The sequence below is a fragment of the Staphylococcus sp. OJ82 genome (assembly GCF_000294465.1).
GTDB classification, from domain to species: domain Bacteria; phylum Bacillota; class Bacilli; order Staphylococcales; family Staphylococcaceae; genus Staphylococcus; species Staphylococcus equorum.
In genome coordinates, this window is record NZ_ALPU01000006.1 from 43509 (window position 1) to 62379 (window position 18871).

General features: G+C 31.7%; 21 protein-coding genes and 1 riboswitch. Of the genes, 13 read left to right on the forward strand and 8 right to left on the reverse strand.

The annotated features are described in order from the left end of the window. The first annotated feature begins 145 nt into the window (after positions 1 to 145). Together menE and menC are read left to right on the forward strand one after the other, a co-directional pair. Positions 146 to 1534 carry an o-succinylbenzoate--CoA ligase gene (gene menE, locus SOJ_RS06500; protein WP_002507267.1) on the forward strand — a complete coding sequence of 463 codons (1389 nt, stop codon included), beginning with the start codon at positions 146 to 148 and terminating at the stop codon, positions 1532 to 1534. A gap of 13 nt (positions 1535 to 1547) precedes the next feature. Further along, positions 1548 to 2552 carry an o-succinylbenzoate synthase gene (gene menC / locus SOJ_RS06505; protein ID WP_002507268.1) on the forward strand — a complete coding sequence of 335 codons (1005 nt, stop codon included), beginning with the start codon at positions 1548 to 1550 and terminating at the stop codon, positions 2550 to 2552. On the opposite strand, the gene yidD is transcribed toward menC, so the two are convergent. Then, on the reverse strand, positions 2549 to 2785 hold the full coding sequence (gene yidD, locus SOJ_RS06510; RefSeq protein ID WP_002507269.1) for a membrane protein insertion efficiency factor YidD: 237 nt from the start codon (positions 2783 to 2785) through the stop codon (positions 2549 to 2551). The genes menC and yidD overlap by 4 nt on opposite strands. Positions 2786 to 2847: 62 nt before the next feature. On the opposite strand from yidD, the gene ytkD reads away from it, so the two are divergent. Both ytkD and SOJ_RS06520 read left to right on the forward strand, forming a co-directional pair. After that, entirely contained in the window at positions 2848 to 3324 is a 477-nt protein-coding gene (gene ytkD / locus SOJ_RS06515) for an RNA deprotection pyrophosphohydrolase (protein WP_002507270.1), read from the forward strand. Next, positions 3308 to 4102 (forward strand): alpha/beta hydrolase family protein, encoded by a 795-nt coding sequence (locus SOJ_RS06520; RefSeq protein ID WP_021339025.1) that lies wholly within the window; start codon positions 3308 to 3310, stop codon positions 4100 to 4102. The genes ytkD and SOJ_RS06520 overlap by 17 nt, the downstream gene beginning before the upstream one ends. 53 nt (positions 4103 to 4155) lie before the next feature. On the opposite strand, the gene pckA is transcribed toward SOJ_RS06520, so the two are convergent. Next, positions 4156 to 5745: a phosphoenolpyruvate carboxykinase (ATP) gene (pckA, locus tag SOJ_RS06525; RefSeq protein WP_002507272.1), complete on the reverse strand. Its 1590-nt coding sequence runs from the start codon at positions 5743 to 5745 to the stop codon at positions 4156 to 4158. Between the two features lie 166 nt (positions 5746 to 5911). After that, positions 5912 to 6024: riboswitch (SAM riboswitch) on the forward strand. A 109-nt stretch (positions 6025 to 6133) separates the two neighbouring features. Between pckA and metK the strand changes: the two genes are divergently transcribed. The 3 genes from metK to SOJ_RS06540 all read left to right on the forward strand — a co-directional run bounded on the left by metK (position 6134) and on the right by SOJ_RS06540 (position 9364). Further along, positions 6134 to 7330, forward strand: a complete 1197-nt coding sequence (gene metK / locus SOJ_RS06530; RefSeq protein ID WP_002507273.1) for a methionine adenosyltransferase — start codon at positions 6134 to 6136, stop codon at positions 7328 to 7330. A gap of 95 nt (positions 7331 to 7425) precedes the next feature. Next, positions 7426 to 8334 (forward strand): nuclease-related domain-containing protein, encoded by a 909-nt coding sequence (locus SOJ_RS06535; protein ID WP_002507274.1) that lies wholly within the window; start codon positions 7426 to 7428, stop codon positions 8332 to 8334. Between the two features lie 193 nt (positions 8335 to 8527). Further along, positions 8528 to 9364, forward strand: coding sequence for an aldo/keto reductase (locus tag SOJ_RS06540; RefSeq protein WP_002507275.1), 837 nt, complete (start codon positions 8528 to 8530; stop codon positions 9362 to 9364). 193 nt (positions 9365 to 9557) lie between these two features. Here SOJ_RS06540 and SOJ_RS06545 read toward each other — a convergent pair whose 3' ends face one another. The 3 genes from SOJ_RS06545 to SOJ_RS06555 all read right to left on the reverse strand — a co-directional run bounded on the left by SOJ_RS06545 (position 9558) and on the right by SOJ_RS06555 (position 10649). Beyond that, a complete protein-coding gene (locus tag SOJ_RS06545) occupies positions 9558 to 9914 on the reverse strand; it encodes a fluoride efflux transporter FluC (RefSeq protein WP_002507276.1) in 357 nt (118 codons plus the stop codon). Continuing rightward, positions 9911 to 10276 carry a fluoride efflux transporter CrcB gene (gene crcB / locus SOJ_RS06550; RefSeq protein ID WP_002507277.1) on the reverse strand — a complete coding sequence of 122 codons (366 nt, stop codon included), beginning with the start codon at positions 10274 to 10276 and terminating at the stop codon, positions 9911 to 9913. Before crcB ends, SOJ_RS06545 begins: the two co-directional genes overlap by 4 nt. A 67-nt stretch (positions 10277 to 10343) precedes the next feature. Then, the gene (locus SOJ_RS06555) at positions 10344 to 10649 is read right to left on the reverse strand and encodes a hypothetical protein (protein ID WP_002507278.1); all 306 of its coding nucleotides are present in this window, start codon (positions 10647 to 10649) and stop codon (positions 10344 to 10346) included. 283 nt (positions 10650 to 10932) lie between these two features. Between SOJ_RS06555 and SOJ_RS06560 the strand changes: the two genes are divergently transcribed. The 3 genes from SOJ_RS06560 to SOJ_RS06570 all read left to right on the forward strand — a co-directional run bounded on the left by SOJ_RS06560 (position 10933) and on the right by SOJ_RS06570 (position 13054). After that, complete coding sequence (locus tag SOJ_RS06560; RefSeq protein ID WP_002507279.1) at positions 10933 to 11646, forward strand: transaldolase; 714 nt, start codon at positions 10933 to 10935, stop codon at positions 11644 to 11646. 196 nt (positions 11647 to 11842) lie between these two features. Then, positions 11843 to 12478, forward strand: coding sequence for a pentapeptide repeat-containing protein (locus tag SOJ_RS06565; RefSeq protein WP_002507280.1), 636 nt, complete (start codon positions 11843 to 11845; stop codon positions 12476 to 12478). A gap of 126 nt (positions 12479 to 12604) precedes the next feature. Beyond that, a complete protein-coding gene (locus SOJ_RS06570; RefSeq protein ID WP_002507281.1) occupies positions 12605 to 13054 on the forward strand; it encodes a hypothetical protein in 450 nt (149 codons plus the stop codon). 10 nt (positions 13055 to 13064) lie between these two features. Here the strand turns inward: SOJ_RS06570 and SOJ_RS06575 are convergent, their stop codons facing one another. Next, positions 13065 to 13487: a competence protein ComK gene (locus SOJ_RS06575; RefSeq protein WP_002507282.1), complete on the reverse strand. Its 423-nt coding sequence runs from the start codon at positions 13485 to 13487 to the stop codon at positions 13065 to 13067. 12 nt (positions 13488 to 13499) lie between these two features. Further along, on the reverse strand, positions 13500 to 13652 hold the full coding sequence (locus tag SOJ_RS14715; RefSeq protein WP_002507283.1) for a helix-turn-helix transcriptional regulator: 153 nt from the start codon (positions 13650 to 13652) through the stop codon (positions 13500 to 13502). A gap of 539 nt (positions 13653 to 14191) precedes the next feature. On the opposite strand from SOJ_RS14715, the gene SOJ_RS06585 reads away from it, so the two are divergent. Continuing rightward, positions 14192 to 14416, forward strand: a complete 225-nt coding sequence (locus SOJ_RS06585) for a hypothetical protein (protein WP_002507285.1) — start codon at positions 14192 to 14194, stop codon at positions 14414 to 14416. A gap of 163 nt (positions 14417 to 14579) precedes the next feature. Beyond that, positions 14580 to 15431, forward strand: coding sequence for an N-acetylglucosaminidase (locus SOJ_RS06590; RefSeq protein WP_002507286.1), 852 nt, complete (start codon positions 14580 to 14582; stop codon positions 15429 to 15431). Positions 15432 to 16021: 590 nt separating this feature from the next. On the opposite strand, the gene SOJ_RS06595 is transcribed toward SOJ_RS06590, so the two are convergent. After that, positions 16022 to 16948, reverse strand: coding sequence for an osmoprotectant ABC transporter substrate-binding protein (locus SOJ_RS06595; protein ID WP_002507287.1), 927 nt, complete (start codon positions 16946 to 16948; stop codon positions 16022 to 16024). Between the two features lie 177 nt (positions 16949 to 17125). On the opposite strand from SOJ_RS06595, the gene SOJ_RS06600 reads away from it, so the two are divergent. Then, positions 17126 to 18595, forward strand: a complete 1470-nt coding sequence (locus SOJ_RS06600; protein WP_002507288.1) for an FAD/NAD(P)-binding protein — start codon at positions 17126 to 17128, stop codon at positions 18593 to 18595. Positions 18596 to 18871 lie beyond the last annotated feature (276 nt).

Genomic DNA, 18871 nt, shown 5'->3' on the forward strand with positions numbered 1-18871 from the left:
AAAACAAACTTTAAAAAATAGAATGTGTGACTAAAAATTTAACTTATAAAACCTTTGCGTAGTCATAACATTAAAGTGAAGATTTGGACCATGTTAAATAATAATAAAAGCGTTATAATATAATATGAGATGGAGGAATGTAGGCGTGGAATTTTGGTTGAAAAAACAAGCAGAACTAAATGGTGAAAAGGTGTTTATAGATGACGGCACAAAGCAAATTTCATTTAATAAGACCTATCAATATGCTTCGAGATTAGCATATCAATTAAAACAGTTAGATAAGCCAAGAATTGGATTATATATCGATAATTCGATAGCATCTGTCATTTTAATTAATGCAGCGTGGCTAGCTGGTATTGAAATTGCTATGTTAAATACAAGACTGACTAAGAAGGAAATGCTTGCACAAATGGTATCAATTGAAGTTGATACTGTGATAGCACGAGAGCCAATACAATTAAAAGGTATTCATATAGTTAATTTTGAAAACTTATGGACTCATTTGGATGATAATCAATATGAAACATCATTTTCAATAGAACGTATTGCATCGATTATGTTTACATCAGGGACAACGGGACCTCAAAAAGCTGTGCCACAGACATTTAGCAATCATTATGCAAGTGCAAGTGGTTGTAAGGAAAGCCTTGGGTTTGATCAGAATACGAAATGGCTATCCGTATTGCCTATCTATCATATTTCAGGATTAAGTGTAGTGTTAAGAGCATTAATTGAAGGCTTTACAGTTCGTATAGCATCTAAATTTAATTCTGCAGCTATGTTAAAGATTATAAAAGAAGAATTACCTACACATGTGTCACTCGTGCCCCAAACATTAAAATGGTTAATGGATGAAGGATTTGATCAACCTTATCAAGTTCAAAAGATATTACTTGGCGGCGCGAAACTCTCTAGTGCTCTGATTGATCAAGCACTTCAAAATAGACTGCCAATATATAATTCTTTCGGTATGACAGAAACGTGTTCACAGTTTTTAACTGCTTCACCAGAGATGTTAACACATCGTTATGATACAGTAGGTAAACCGAGTGCAAATGTTGATGTGAAAATTAAAGCCCCAAATTCACAAGGTCATGGTGAATTGTTAATCAAAGGTGATAATGTTATGCAAGGTTACCTATATCCTGAAAATAAGCAAGACATCTTTGAAGCAGGCTATTTTAATACTGGTGATATTGCAGAAATAGATGACGAAGGTTATGTCATGGTTTATGATCGCAGAAAAGATTTAATAATCAGTGGTGGAGAAAATATCTACCCTTATCAAATTGAGTCGGTTGCTAAGAATTATTTGGGCATAGAAGATGCAATGTGTGTCGGCGTAGAAGATGATACCTGGGGGGAAGTCCCATATTTATATTACGTTGCGAATATAACAATATCTGATGCGCAATTATTAGAGCATTTCAAACAAAATTTAGCAAAATATAAAATACCTAAGCAATTTGTACGCGTTGAATCATTACCTTATACATCAACAGGAAAGTTACAGAGAAACCATTTGAAACTTTAAATTCGAGGTGGATATGAAATTACAAGCAGTGAAATTATACGAATATAATGCTAGTTTTAAACATGCTATTGTGACGCCGAAAATTAAATTGAGTTGTCGGAAGGTATTAATTATTGAATTAATTACTAATACGGGGCAACATTATTTTGGAGAATGTAATGCTTTTGAGTCGGATTGGTACTCACCAGAAACGATAGAAGTTGTGCGCCACCAAACTGAGAAATGGATTAAACAATATCAGAATGAAACGTTTAATCATTTTGGAGAGGCACAAGCAACATTAGATAATTTGATGGCATTTCCAGCTACAAGAAGCATGCTGGTAATGGCTTTTTATCAAATGTTTTATGAAATGCATTCATTTAATGTTCCATATGGCGCAACAGTCAGTGGTTTGACTGAAGGGAATTTAAAGCAACTTGTAGATACCCAACCACAACGTGTTAAAATAAAATGGTCACAGCATATACTACAAAATATTGAAATGTTAAAACAATTAGACTTTCAACCGAATATCGCAATAGATGCGAATGAATCTATTCAAGAAAATGAGTCACACAAGTTAAAACAACTTGCTAATAAATCAATACTCTATATCGAAGAACCTTTTAAATCATTAGATAAATTAGAGGCTTTTACTAAATCTGAACTGCCACCAATCGCAATAGATGAAAAAGCATTATCTCAAGATGAAATTATGAAAATCATTGCTAATAATCCTATTAATGTAGTTGTGTTGAAACCTTTTAGATTAGGTGGAGTAGATAAAGTATTAGAAATCATTAACGTTTTAAAAGCAAAAGATATCAAAATCGTTATCGGTGGTATGTATGAATATGGATTAAGTAGATATTTCACCGCATTGTTAGCTCAATTTGCTGACTATCCAAGTGATATCACACCAGAAGGTTATTATTTTAAAAATGATATAGTAAATAATGCAGGCATATTAAAAGGAGATTCAATATATTTTGAACCTCCTGAAGTTAATACAGCACAATTAAAGCGCGTTTATTAATCTTTTTTCTTTTCTTTTTTCTTTAATGGTACTGGGTCAAAGCCACCCTTATGAAGTGGATGACATTTCGAAATTCTTTTAACACCTAACCAGGTACCCTTAAATGCACCATAGACTTGTATCGCTTCTCTCGTATATTCAGAGCAAGTAGGATAGAAACGACATGTAGCAGGTGTCATTGGCGAAATGAAACGTTGGTAAATACGTATAAGTCCTAGGAACAATGTTTTCATTATAATTTTGCCTCCAACAAATAACTTAGCACAGACAGTTTAACATAATTAAAGGGAGAAGGATGAACGTGAAGTTTAAAGATAGCGAAAATGATGATGTGTTTTTATCATATAAAAATGACGAAAATCATGCTGATGGTAACCATGTCCTGATTATACCTATATATCAAGGACAATTGCTGTTTACCAATCATAAAATAAGAGGTATAGAGTTTCCTGGTGGCAAAAAAGAATTAGGAGAATCCAGTGAAGTAGCAGCAGCTAGAGAATTGTTCGAGGAAACAGGTGCAACGATAAAAAAGTGTAATTATATTGCGCAATATCGTGTAGTAAGGCAAAATGGATTAAGCTTTACTAAAGATGTATTTATGGTTGTCGTTAAGGATGTAGAGCAACAACAAGACTATTTAGAAACAAATGGACCTTTATTTTATAATAATGTTTATGATATTCCAGAAGAACGCAAAAGCTACTTATTGAAAGATGCAGCAATTTTACAATGTTTAGAGAGAGTGATGGAGCTTGGATTTTATTCATAGAAAACGTATGCCAGTTGAATCATCAACACATTTTTTTGAAGAAGTCACATATCATGTGGATGCTTTAAAAGTGCGTGGTCTCTTAATGGCACCTATAGCTAATGTAGAAAGAATTGTTATTTATTTGCGAGGTGGAAAAGGGCAAGTAGGTATGGTACGTACAGGACGTTTAATGCAATTTGCAAACGATCATACATTAGTTTTCGGTCCTTATTATCGTGGGAATAATGGCAGTGAAGGTAAAGATGCATTTTACGGTGCGGATTTAAACGACGTTACTGTTGCTATTAAAATATTAAATTGTATGTATCCAAAAGCACATATTCATATGGTTGGATTTTCTAGAGGTGGTCTACAAGGGTTATTAACGTTTCAAGATTTACCGATATCTAGTTATATAATTTGGGGTGGAGTCTCTGATATATATTTAATGTATGAAGAACGTGTTGACTTAAGAGGAATGCTTAAACGTATGATTGGTCATCCTAAAAAGAACGCTGATGCGTATAGGCAACGAGATGCAGTTTCCCAAATTACTAAGGATAGCCCACCAATTTTAATAGTACACGGTGGAAAAGATTATCAAGTTGGTATTCATCAAGCATATTATTTAGCGGAAAAATTAGAGCGTATAGGTGCGACTTATCGTACGTTTTATCAAATGGAAGAAGGGCATATTCCTAGGCCGTTTGCATTAAAATCTACATTGTCGACCATCAAACAATGGATGACAGATGTTGAAGCCCAGCATATTAAACAAAATTATAATGAACAATAAAAAGCATGAACTACAAATTCTTTCGTAGTTCATGCTTTTTTTATTTATTTAACTTATTTGAAACCGCCATTGTTAGCTAAATCTTCTACTTCTGTACCGAATTTTTCAAAATTATGTTTAAAACGATTAATTAAATCTTGAGCTTGCTCTCTATATGCTTCTGGCTTACTCCAAGCATTAATAGGGTTTAATAATGTCTGAGGTACACCTTCAATTTCTAATGGGATATCTAATCCGAACATATCATCTTTAATATATTCTATTTCACTTAATTGTCCAGTAATAGCTTGGTTTACCATTTGTCTTGTATAGTTAAGGCTGATACGACGTCCGAGCCCATATTGGCCACCAGTCCAACCCGTGTTAACTAGATAAACGTCTACGTCATGTTCATCAATTAAATCTCCTAATAGGTCTGCATATACTTTTGCGTTGAGAGGTAAGAATGGTGAACCGAAACAAGTTGAGAATGATGGTTCTGGCTCTGTAACACCACGTTCTGTACCAGCTAATTTAGCTGTGAAGCCGCTTAGGAAATGGTACATTGCTTGATCTTTAGATAATTTAGAAATAGGTGGTAATACACCAAAAGCATCAGCAGTTAAGAAAATAATTGTATTCGGATGTGCTGCTTTAGAGGGTGTCACGATATTATCGATATGATCAATTGGATAAGCGGCTCTTGTATTTTCAGTGTAATAGTTATCATCGAAGTCTACATCACCATCTTCATCGACAATTACGTTTTCTAAAATAGTACCATATTTAATTGCGTCGTAAATTTGTGGTTCCTTTTTATATGAAAGGTTAATTGCTTTAGCATAACAGCCGCCTTCAATATTGAAAATGCCGTTTTCATTCCAACCATGCTCATCATCACCAATCAGTTTACGTGTTGGGTCAGCAGAAAGTGTTGTTTTACCTGTACCGGATAATCCGAAGAACAAAGCAACATCACCTTTATCGCCAACATTAGCTGAACAGTGCATGCTCATGATTTTATCTTTAGGGAGTAAGTAGTTCATTACTGAGAATATGCCTTTTTTCATTTCTCCAGCATATTCAGTGCCACCAATCAATATTACTTTATGTTTGAAAGAGGTAATTATAAATGTTTCGGAGTTTGTGCCGTCAACTTCAGGAACTGCTTTAAAAGAAGGTGCTGAAACAATAGTGAAATCAGATTTGATTTCGCTAGCTTCTTCTCTAGTACTTGGGCGAATGAACATATTTTGTGCGAATAAATTATGCCAAGCTAATTCATTAATCACTGTGAGTTTTAATTGTGAATCTTCATCACTACCTGCATAACCCTTAAATACATAAAGTTCATCTTTTTTGTTTAAATGGGCTAAAACTTTATCATACAAATTTAAGAAAGTTTCTTCTTCGATAGGTTGATTTATGTTACCCCAATCGATGTCATCTCTATAAGATGGTTCATTTACAATAAACTTATCTTTTGGAGAACGACCTGTGTATTTACCTGTTTTAGCGTTAATTGCTCCAAGTTCAGTCAATGCGCCTTCATCATTATTTAAAATTTTGTTATACAACTGTGTTGTAGATAATTGAAATAATGATGATGGTTTGTCCAATATACTTTCAATCTTGCTTGTGTATGTGTATGTATCTACCGCCATACTAATCCCTCCAACGCTATTTAGTTAATGTAAGCCTTTACAATTAAAGAGTATAACACATATGTATTATTAGTCCACATCATATTAAAAGGAAATTTAAATAAATAATAATAATTGTTAAATTGACAATATATCATAGATTAGGTACTATAGGACTTAACGGATTCTCTTATCCTGAGTGGCGGAGGGACATGGACCCAATGAAGCCCAGCAACCTCTTCTTAATACGAAGAAAGGTGCCAAACCGTTTGCAGACATATATCGTCTGAACGATAAGAGCGAATGGACGTATAAGGGCCTTCTCTCTATTTAATATAGTGATGAAGGCCCTTTTTAATGAGCTCAACAGAGAGAGAATTTTCGTAATTTAAAACTAAAGGAGCAAATTATGACATACAATAGAAGATTATTTACTTCAGAATCTGTAACAGAAGGGCACCCAGATAAAATAGCGGATCAAGTATCTGATGCAATATTAGATGAGATATTAAAAGACGATCCTAATGCAAGGGTAGCTTGTGAAACTACGGTAACTACTGGTATGGCGTTAATTTCAGGTGAAATATCTACAACAACTTATGTTGATATTCCAAAAGTAGTAAGGGAAACAATTAAAGAGATTGGTTACACACGTGCAAAATATGGGTATGACAGTCAAACTATGGCCGTATTAACAGCAATTGATGAGCAATCTCCTGACATCGCGCAAGGTGTTGACACAGCATTAGAGTATCGTAATGATGTTTCTGAAGAAGAAATTGAAGCAACTGGTGCTGGCGACCAAGGCTTAATGTTTGGTTATGCTACGAATGAAACGGATACGTATATGCCTTTACCAATCTTCTTATCACATCAACTCGCTAAGAAATTATCTGATGTGCGTAAAGATGAAATATTAAAATATTTACGCCCAGATGGGAAAGTACAAGTAACAGTTGAATATGATGAACAGGATAAACCACAACGTATAGACACTATCGTTGTTTCTACGCAACATGCAGAAGATACTGAATTGCAACAAATACAAGATGACATTAAAGCGCACGTCATTTATCCAACAGTGCCTGAAAATCTATTAGATGAAGACACTAAATTTTATATTAATCCTACTGGTCGTTTTGTGATTGGTGGTCCTCAAGGAGATGCTGGACTTACTGGTCGTAAAATTATTGTAGACACATATGGTGGTTATGCACGTCATGGCGGCGGTTGTTTCAGTGGTAAGGACCCAACAAAAGTTGACCGTTCTGCTGCCTATGCTGCACGTTATGTAGCTAAAAATATTGTAGCGGCTAAATTAGCAGACAAATGTGAAGTACAATTAGCATACGCAATTGGGGTTGCTGAACCAGTTTCAATTTCTATTGATACATTTGGAACAAGTAGTGTCAGTGAAAATGAATTAGTGGAAGCGGTACGTAAGCATTTTGACTTAAGACCTGCTGGCATTATTAAAATGTTAGATTTAAAACACCCAATCTATAAACAAACAGCTGCCTATGGCCACTTTGGCCGTACAGATATCTTATTGCCATGGGAAAAATTAGATAAAGTAAACTTATTAAAAGATTCTGTAGAAGTATAATAAACTAAAATTTAATTTTATGGACTTTTCTATCGAATGATGAGCTATTATCTATTATAATTAAGTTACTGAACACATAAAGGAGCGTTTTTGTTATGAATTCATTAGGGCCAATAGAAATTGGTTTAATCGTGGCAATCATCGTAGCAGTCATTTGTTTGATATTATTTATGCTTGCTTTAAAAAGTAAAAAGAAAGCGCAAAAAAAGGCTGAAGAGCAATATAAATCTAGAGAACAAAAATTAAGCGATGAACATGAGGAAGAGTTGGAAAAAGAAAGAATAGAAAATAAAAAAACTGTAACAAAACAAAAGGAAGAATATGCAGCTACAGTTAGTTCTAAAGACAGAGAAATTGATGCCTTGAAATTATTTTCTAAGAACCATAGTGAATATGTAACTGACATGAGATTGATTGGTATCCGTGAACGTCTTGTAAATGAGAAAAGAATTCGTCCTGAAGATATGCATATTATGGCTAATATATTTTTACCTAGAAATGAATTTAGCGACGTTCAACGTATTAGCCACTTAGTACTGACACGTACTGGTCTATACATCATAGATTCACAGTTATTGAAAGGGCATGTATATAATGGCGTTAGCGCAGCCCAATTCAAAGAACAACCAATGATGGAGCAGGTATTTAATACTTTAGATCTTGATAAGCACACGCCACAAACGCTTGTATTAGATAAGAATGAAGATGCGGAATCATTATCGTTTGTAAATTATACATCGCATTTAAATGAAATAGAAAAACTTGCCGGTGATATTCAAACAGAACTTAATTTAAAATTCACACCAACTACTATTTTATACTTCAATCCTAAAAATGAAGGTGCTGTAACGATTTCAAATTATGCACAAAGTTCAAATACTAAGGTACTAGTGGGTGCAGAGCAACTTGATGAGTTCTTTAATAAATTTGTATTCCACGGTCGAATTCAATACAATGTTGAAGATTTGCAACGTGTTATGGATGAAATAGAAACATTTAATTAATGTGAAATACTTAATTTTAAAAAGATAGGTAACCATACAGGTTATCTATCTTTTTGTTGGAGTTTTAAATGCACAAACAATGTGTTTTATGGATTAATACAATATAATTTGGTTATTTAAAGTCCTTTTAATTTATAATTTAAAGAAAATTGATTAATATAATAGTTATCTAAATAGAAAAGGGGATTTTAATTTGGAAAATGTAACTTTTTATAATGGCAATGAAATGCCAATTGTTGGTTTAGGTACTTTTCGTGTCGAAAACAGTGACGAATGTAAAATGTCAGTAAAACATGCGATAGAAAATGGTTACACACATATAGATACTGCAATGGTGTATGAAAATGAAGAAAAAGTAGGGGAAGGTATTGCAGAAGGTTTAGCAGCTACAGGTAAAAATAGAAGTGATTTGTTTATCACATCTAAATTATGGTTAGCAGATTATGGCCGTGAAAATGTTACAGATGCTTATGAAACGAGTTTAAATAAACTTGGATTAGATTACCTAGACTTGTATCTCATGCATTGGCCGGGTACAGATGAAGCTTTAATGATAGACACTTGGCAAGGTATGGAAGACTTATATAAAAATGACAGAGTAAAAAATATTGGAGTAAGTAATTTTGAAACGGCGCATTTTGAAGCCTTGTTAGCCCAAGTTTCTATTAAACCTGTGATAAACCAAGTTGAATTCCATCCATATTTATTGCAAGAATCATTAAGAAGATATTTAGAAGTACAGAATATTCATATGGAATCATGGTCACCACTTATGAATGCGCAAATTTTAGAAGATGATACTGTAAGAAATGTTGCAACTGAAGTAGGAAAATCACCAGCACAAGTGATTATTCGTTGGAACATAGAACATGGTGTTGTAGTAATACCTAAATCAGTGACACCTTCTAGAATAGAAGAAAATTTAAATGTATTTGATTTCCAATTAACATCAGCACAAATTGAAAAATTAGATAAACTCAATGAGGATAGAAGAATCGGTCCAGATCCATCTGAATATAGTGGACACTAGTATTAAAAGAAGTGACCGTTACAAATTCGCAATTCCTAAATAAAAAAGCCCAATCTATTAGTTTTTTTAATAGATTGGGCTTTTTAACTATTTTTCTTTTGAAGGTATGTGCTTAACTATTTTATAAAAGGGATGGTGATTGAAGTTATTAATAATGATTGTATTTATATGCATCTGAGTTTCAATTAATCGGCTAAATCATGATGTATCCTAATAAACAGGCTGAAAATGACGCGCCATATTGTAGTAAAGAATAAATTAAAAAAATAAATATGTTCTTTTCAGTTATTAATAATTTGACTAACTCTGAAGATAAAGTAGAAAATGTCGTTAATCCGCCGAGAACGCCGACAATTGCAAAGGGATGGACCCAATCTATATTTAATGTCATACCCATCAATAAACCGATTATTAAACTGCCTAATATATTAACGATTGGCGTTGCAATAGGTAACTTACTATTAAATCTACTTGTACAAACGTTAGTAATCACTCCTCTGATTACAGCTCCGAGACCGCCACCTAACATAACTAACAGTAATTGTGTCATGATAAACGAGCCCCCAATTTTACCCCGAAATAACAGACGAGTATACCTATAATATAACTACTTAAAGCGTATAAAATCATTAATAAATATGCCTGTTGTTCTAAAAATGAAACGAGCTCAAATTGAAAAGTAGAAAAAGTAGTGAGTGCGCCTAAAAATCCAGTAGTTATACCTTTTTTAAGTAATGGATTATTTCTAAAATACTTTATTGTCAAAGTTCCAATAAGGCCCATTAAGAAAGCACCAACAATATTAGCAATAAATATGCCTGTTGGAAATTCAGCAGTTTGGTTGATGAATGTTAATAGATATCTTAGTAAAGCACCAATCGCACCACCTATAAAAATATATAAGTATTGCATTGTTTTTATTCTTCCTCTCGACAAAAAATAAAAAACTACAAAAGTATTATAACTTTTGTAGCATTAATTAGAAAATAATACCAAATGTTGAAAGTGAAGCAACGATATGGATGATAAGCACTACTAATATTACGTAAGGTAATATCTTACTAGCTTTTCTAACCCACCCAGAATTTTCATGTAAGTGTTTAATTGATTTATCTGCTAAAATAATTGAAATTATTAAAATAATAGCGTTAATAATACTACAAACAAAAATTAATTTGATCATTGAACTAAAATGCATAGTAATTAGAGGATTTCTAGTATTAAAATACAAGCTAATAATAACCAATAAACTAGATAAATAAAAATAAAGTTTTGAACGTGCCATATTTACCTCCTAGTACAATTCATTAAATAATAATACCATAGATTTACAAAAAATTAACTAATTTGTAAATTTAGAATATATATAAATTTAGATTTACTGTAAGTCATAACTGAATAGAGCTTTAAGTACGCGTAATGTTTCTTTTTACTCTAAAGATTTTGACAATTCAAGCAAAAAATTAGAATTTATTGATTAATGGTGGTATAAATGAGTTGTATGGTTAATAACCGTTATAAAAATAATTCTTTATTGAATTATTTATTTAAGTCAGGAGGAATTAGTAATGGCAAAATTAAATGTTGAAGTGTTTGCAGATGGTGCAGATATTGAAGAAATGAAAACAGCTTATAAAAATAAACAAGTAGATGGTTTTACTACTAACCCTAGTTTAATGGCAAAAGCAGGTGTAACAGACTATAAAGCTTTCGCAGAAGAAGCTGTTCGTGAAATTCCTGATGCTTCTATTTCATTCGAAGTATTCGCTGATGATTTAGAAACAATGGAAAAAGAAGCTGAGATTTTGAAACAATATGGTAAAAACGTATTTGTTAAAATTCCAGTTGTAAACACAAAAGGTGAATCAACTATTTCTCTAATTAAAAAATTATCAGCAGACAATGTGCGTTTAAATGTAACTGCTGTTTATACTTTAGATCAAGTTAAAGAAATTACAGAAGCTGTAACAGAAGGTGTTCCAACTTATGTATCAGTATTTGCTGGTCGTATTGCTGATACTGGTGTAGATCCAGTTCCATTGATGAAAGATGCAGCAGAAGTTACACATAGTAAAAAAGGTGTTAAATTACTTTGGGCAAGCTGTCGTGAAGTAATCAATGTAATCCAAGCGGATGAAGTGGGCGCAGATATCATTACATGTCCTGCAGACGTTGTGAAAAAAGTAAATAACAACCTTGGCCGTGATGTTAACGAATTATCAGTTGATACAGTACAAGGATTTGCTAAAGATATTCAAAGTTCAGGATTATCTATTCTTTAATAGAAGATTAAGAAATTTAAATTTCAGATAATAATAGGCTGAGGCAATTCATTCTAAATGAGTTGTCTCAGCTTTTTTATTGAGCATAAGTATAGGATGCTAAGATATCTGTTATACTGTTGAATGTCTTGAGTTTCAAATACATATAACTACTTGTTCAATTAAACTATGAATAATAAAGAGGGGAAGATTATTTATGAAAATACAACAACCCAAAATTAGTGCAAATTTAGAACTTAAAGAATTAGAAGAAATTTTTCAAGATGAAGATGATATAGTTGAAGTCGCGAAAATAGAAAATGCTAATTTAAGTAATAAAGTTTTACAAAGATTTGTAGTTTATGGTTCTTATATCAAGGATTGTGATTTTTCTAACTCTGATTTAGGTCGTGCTGATTTTACAGATGTTATTTTTGAAAATTGTGATTTTTCGAATACGAAAATGGATCATGGCTCCATACATAGAGTGACATTTAAAAACTGCCGTATGACAGGAACTTTATTTAATTATATGAGATTTGGCAATATAGTATTTGATGAAGTGAAAGCTGATTTTATAAGTGTTGTGGATTCTAAAATAGAAACACTAATGACCCAAAAAAGTAACTTTGAAAATGCAGAATTTCATAATTCAACTTTGAAAAAGGTAGTTTTTGATGATAGTAACTTAGAGCATTTATCAATTTATCAAACCCCATTAAAAGGTTGTGATTTAAGCCAATCTTATTTTGAGTCATTTGTGGTTAACAAAGAAGACTTATTAGGTTGTAAAGTTTCTAGAAATCAAGCTGTACAATTTGCTGCATTAATGGGCTTAGTTATCGTAGAGTAGATAATATAACAATTAATAAAATTAAAGATAATAAAAATATTTTAAAATTTAATTGAATAACCTAGATAATTGATTTATTATTTAATGAGTATAAAGTTCTGCGTAAGTTCTAAAGGAGAAACATTTATGAAACTAGATATCTTTAAACAAAAAGTTAAAAAGCAATTATGGTTTTTAAATAAAAAAGAAAAAAATCAATTGAATGAAGTGTTAGAAGAAGTTACTAAGTCTAGTGACGGACAAAGTTTAAATCGTCCTATTGCATTTTCAAACCAATTTTTAAAGGAATATGTCTTTAAAGAGAAAGTTGTATCATCAACACAATTATTTGCATTGCTTATAGGTATTTTAATCACTTATATCGTGCTATTAGGTTTGTTTTTATTTGGGTTTTTGACAAGTCTATCATCTGTACAGTACTTTATTAAACCTGAAGTGCAATTATCTACTACAACTGTTATTTTGACCTTGATTGGCTCAATATTACTATTAATCGTCAGTTTATATTTGATTAAAATGGTAACTGCTTATTTTACGAAAAAATTATTAGAATATAAACATAATAAGGCGTTATAGTTGGATAGCGCTATGTTGAATGGTGAGAAAGCGTTAAACTTTCTTGCCATTTTTTATGAATAAATAGATAGGGAGCATTGACTGTAATATAGGTAGCGTTCTCAAAATATATAATTGTTTGTGTCCCTTTTGACTTTAATCCCGTGATTGGAATTGCATTAATATAATATTGTATTGGTGAGCGCTGTGGTTTTATTGGGAATAATGTTATATCGCTATTAATAAATATTGGAACGAGTTTACGTATTTTTAGTAAATGTTTGGCTTGTTTTGTCTGAAGAGTTAAAGATAAATGTCTTGATTCTAAAAAATACTTTAATGTGAGATTAATTGTAGTAGGGTAAGTGAATTGGTGTGTCGTATATTGGCTTATTGTTAATATTTCTGGCCCAACAACTGTTTTGAAATAGAGTAGTTTAGTAAGTGGAGTCATATCATATTCACCTCAATCATGGGTATAAAATTTTAAATGTTTTTGTCGAATGCGTTTTTGATAGTTTTTTAAAGTTGAGACAGAACAATTTAGAAGTTTTGCAATTTCATATTGTTTAAGTCCTGCAAATTTTAATAGTAGCCATTGCTGTTCTTTATCAGTCAATAACGATAAAAAATTGTTGAAATACTAGCATGTTGTCATAATCATCATTAATTAAAGAAGATTTAACTTCTTGTTCTGAAATATCAACTAGAGTTAGAGCTTGGTGTTTGCGGAAAAGGTCTATCAAATAGAAATTTAATCGTGAATATAAGAAAGTGTTTAATGAGCTGCGTTTTTGTGAATTGTAGATTTTACTTAGCTCCCACATTTTAATTAAGAGGAGTTGAGCATATTCATCATAATTGTACTGAATATTGTATTTTTTTAATAGATAATGAATAATATATTTGTATTTTTTATAAACTTCTTCGAAGGTCATTCATTCTCTCCATTGTCGTATATACAACATGTATTTCCGGATGTTATTATTTTATTATAAGAAATAGTAATTTTCATTTGCCAAATAGGGATAATAGGTGTTAAATAGTAGTCATAAGATAGATAAATTTTAAGTTTTATAACATTAGCGCGTATTCAACTTAAAGATATAACACTTTAGAGGTATATTATTATCTTCGGACAATTATCAGGAGGTTTATATGGATTACGCATATTTAAATTTAGAACATTTTTTTGCAAGGCATGATGATTTGGATCTGATTAAAGATAAATCAGATTTTGTTATGATAAACAATATGGCAAAAGAAATGATGTATCGGGACGGGGAAATAGAAGGTACGATTGATTTAAATCGTTATTTTTATAAAAATAGATCACAAGCTGCAAGCTTTATTATAATGGATTATTATAAAAGTCAAGAGTAATGAAATTAAAATTTCATTACTTTTTTTATGAATATGTAACAACGTTCATATTAAATTGTTTGTTCAAGTAATTAGTGTTAAACTTTATTATCGGATAGCTTTAAAGCTATGATACATATGACGAAGGCGTGTCCTTCCTAATTATTACCTAAGAGGTGTAAACATGACGAAGCACAAAAAAGGCTCAATTCTATCAATCATTGGTTTATTGATAGTCTTAGGTGTAGCTGCGGTTGTTGTTTTTTCAATGATCTCAGATCAAATCTTTTTTAAAGAAGTTGACGAACAAGAAAAAGTGGAAAATCTTAAAGTAACTTTGGATAAAGCATCTAAAAAACAAATCGATAATTATACTAGCCAACAAATTTCAAGTAAAGATAATAAAACATGGAGAGATGCGTCATCTACTGAGATAAAATCTGCGATGAATAGTAGTGAATTTATTGAAAGTGATACGCAAAAATACCAATTTTTAGAATTAGATAAGTATCAAGGTATTGATGAAAATAGAATAAAACGTATGCTCATAGATAACCCTACACTGTTAGAGCATTCAGATGATTTTATAAAAGCCGCACAAGACAAGCACGTTAATGAAGTTTATTTAATTTCACATGCGCTACTTGAAACAGGCTCTGCTAAAAGTGAACTTGCAAGTGGTGTAGAAATTGATGGTAAAAAATATTATAACTTCTTTGGTGTAGGTGCACTTGATGAAGATCCAATTAAAACAGGTTCAGAATATGCTAAAAAACATGGCTGGGACACACCACAAAAAGCAATTAGTGGTGGGGCTAACTTTATTCATGATCACTTTTTATCTAATGAAGATCAAAACACGCTTTATAGTATGAGATGGAACCCTAAAAATCCAGGAGAACATCAATATGCTACAGACATTAAGTGGGCTGAAAGTAATGCGACTTTAATGGCTCATTTCTATGAAGATATGAAAACAGAGGGCAAATATTATAAATATTTTGTTTATAAAGATGATGAAAAACATAAAAAATAGATAAGCGTTTGAAATATTAATTTCTACTACAATAGAAAACTAACAGAACGTAGATAAGAGGCTGATACAAAATACATGTATCAGCCTCAATTATTATATTGGCAGTGGCTTACTGATTTGAAAATGCGCTTTTATCAAGCTTTTGCAAGAGCTTCAACTCTTGTATTCCATTTTCTAGTCAGCTTTGCCGAACTGTCTCATACGACGAAATCTTGTTAAAAAAATAGATTTCTGTCCCACTCCCATCAGACTGTCGACAAAGCCCCCGACTTTGTCGACAGTCTTTTGTGCATGCTTTCCGCGGCACTACCTTAGACTGTAATCTTCGGCTAGTACTTTATAAACGAGTCAAAAGTCAGCCCAAATTACTGCTAATATTATAATATATACAAAAGCGTCTCCAATTTTGGAAACGCTTTATTGTTATTCTATTTTATTTTTTTGGCTTATAAGAATGAAGAACATGAGTGCTGATATAAACACTTTTATAGTAAATTTCATATTATCACTTCCTATTCTATGCCAACACGTTAACATTAATTGGGTGTGAAGATACATTGATAACTACTCACAAGTGCATATACTGTGCATTATTCTTTTTCAAAGTAATTGTGCTCTTTTAAAAATTCTTCTGCAACAACTGCTGGTTCTTTGCCTTCTCCATCTGCTTCATAATTTAATTTTTGCATTTGCTCCGTACTTATTTTGTCGTTCAATTTATTAAGTGCTTTCCTAACTTCTGGTTGCTCTTTTAAAAGTTTGTTTGGTGCTACAGCACTTGCATCATATGTTGGGAAGAACTTTTTATCGTCTTCAAGTACTACTAAATCATAAGCTGCAATTCTACCATCGGTCGTATAGCCTAGTGCAACATCTAATTTTTTGCTTTTCAAAGCATCGTAAACGAGTCCAATTTGCATCGGTTTAATTGAATTAAAAGCAAAACCATAATGCTCTTGGAAAGGTGCGTATCCATCACCACCACGTTTAATCCAAGTTGTATCTGTTCCTACGTCTACTTCATCTTTTACTTTTTCTAAATCTGAAACAGTCTGTAAATCATATTTTTCTGCAGTTTCTTTAGTTACCATAAAGGCAAAGGTATTTTCAAAACCATATGAATCAAAAAAGGTCTGATTAAATTTTTGCTGAAACAACTTTTTAGTTAAATTCATCGCTTTTTTAGGATCAGTAATGGGCTCAGACTCAAGGACACCCACTAAATCTGTTCCAGTATATCGGGTGCTCGAGATATCTGCATCGCCATTCATTAGTGCATTATGCTGGATTGTTGCTGAGCCTAAGTTATTAATGATTGAACCTTTAATTTCACCTTCTGTATCATGTTCGATAAGGTTGATTATCATATATGCCATGATTTGAGATTCACTCGTAGCCAACGCTGAAACTTTAATCTCGTCCTTTGACTGGCTTCCACCAAGCCCTGGCAATCCACAACCGGATAATAATATTGTGCTTGCTATAATTAAAAAAAATAAATGTTTTGAAAATTTCATTGTCTAGCTCCTTAAAATAAGTACAGAAATAATATTTTGATGAATATATTAATATTAACATATTCATCAAAATATTATAACAACGCTAAATTGTACGGTAGTTGAATAGATTAGCATGTAATATAAGGTTAATCATTGCTATAATGAATATAAATAAATTTAATAAGGATGTGTACAATGCGAATAGCTATCATAGGAATGGGCACAGCAGGTGTAAGCTTGCTGAAAGAATTAGTGAAACATGATAATTTTGCAACGATGAATATAGACATGTACGATAATCCTAAAAATATGGGGCAAGGTGTACCTTTTCAAAATGACAGTGATCAATTATTAATAAATGTACCTGCCAAACAAATGACTTTGAATTTAGAGAATCAAGGCGAGTTTTATGAATGGTACAAATCACAATCGATATTTAAGTTTTCAAACCCGGAGTATTTACCTAGGTTTATATTTGGACATTATATGAAAGATTTTTTAGAAAAATATAATCACCAATTTGAAAATATCCAGATGATTAAAGAAGAAGTGTCAGAAGTTTTCATTGAAGCTGATGTAGGTCAAATAGATGTTAAATATTATGTTTGTACTTCGAAAGACATGTCAAATTGTCAAAAGTATGATGTTGTATTTTTAACAATTGGTACAATGTCATACCATGACCCGTATCATTTGAAAGGGAAAAAAGGATATATTCATACACCTTATCCAACTTATAATACGTTAGATGATGTAAATGAAACTGACAGAATTGCAATCATTGGCACAGGTTTAGCATCTTTAGATGTAATTCGTTATGTTACTGCACATCATCCTAAATTACCAATTACTTTAACTAGTCGCAAAGGTCAATTGCCAAGTGTAAGAGGTGAAATGCCTGACATTGAATTTAAATACTTAACACCTGAAAATTTTAATGCAATAAAGAATGAAAATTTCGGAAACGTACCTTTGGAACAAGCGCTAAGTTTATTTTTGAAAGATTGTGCATATTATAATGTTGCAATTGAAAAATTAGTGCACCGTAGACAAAATGACCCGGTGAAGGATTTAACATATGATTTAGAACACGAAACTGAATTAGGGACATTCCAAAGTATACTTGAATTAGTAAAAGAAAATTTAAATTGGATATGGAATAGTTTTAGTAGAGAAGATCAACAACAATTTTTAAAAGATTACCAATCTATATTAAAGGATAATTCTAACCCCATGCCTCCACGTACGGCTAAATTAATAATAGATCATATTGAAAATGGGACTATTGAAATTAAAAGTGGTTTAGAGAATGTTCAGTATGAAGCAAGCCAATTTTATTTCAAATACAAAAATGAAACAGAGGCACTTCATAAATTCGATGTCGTAATTAATGCTACTGGTTCAAAAACGCAACTTTCAGATCTTGATAGTGATGATCAATTAATTTTAAATCTTGAAAATAGACAGGTTATACAAGCACATCCGCTTGGTGGTATCCAAATTATTGCTGAAACAAATCAAGTTATAAGTCCACGCTACGGAACTCTTAAACACATGTACGCATTAGGTCAACTAACAAATGGAATCAATCAGTCTCGTAATGGTGTAGCTATGATAGTTAAACAAGCGGTTAGCGTAGTAAATCAGTTGTTAGCAGATAAGTGATTGTAAAATGAATTCTTTAGCAGTATATTTTGTGAGAGTTTAATTTTTTAATAATAACTAAATTATAAAGGGGATAAAAGTCATAATAAAAATTAATTTATTTTTTATTGATTTGAGTAAAAAGCTTTTCTTATTAGTATTTAAAGCATTTTAATAATAATAATACGTTGAAAATAAAGCCGACTTAGATAATATGAATTGTCATACTGCCTAAAATGTAGTACGATATTGATGTAACTTAATAAGAGTTACTTGACTCAATCATTATTTACAATT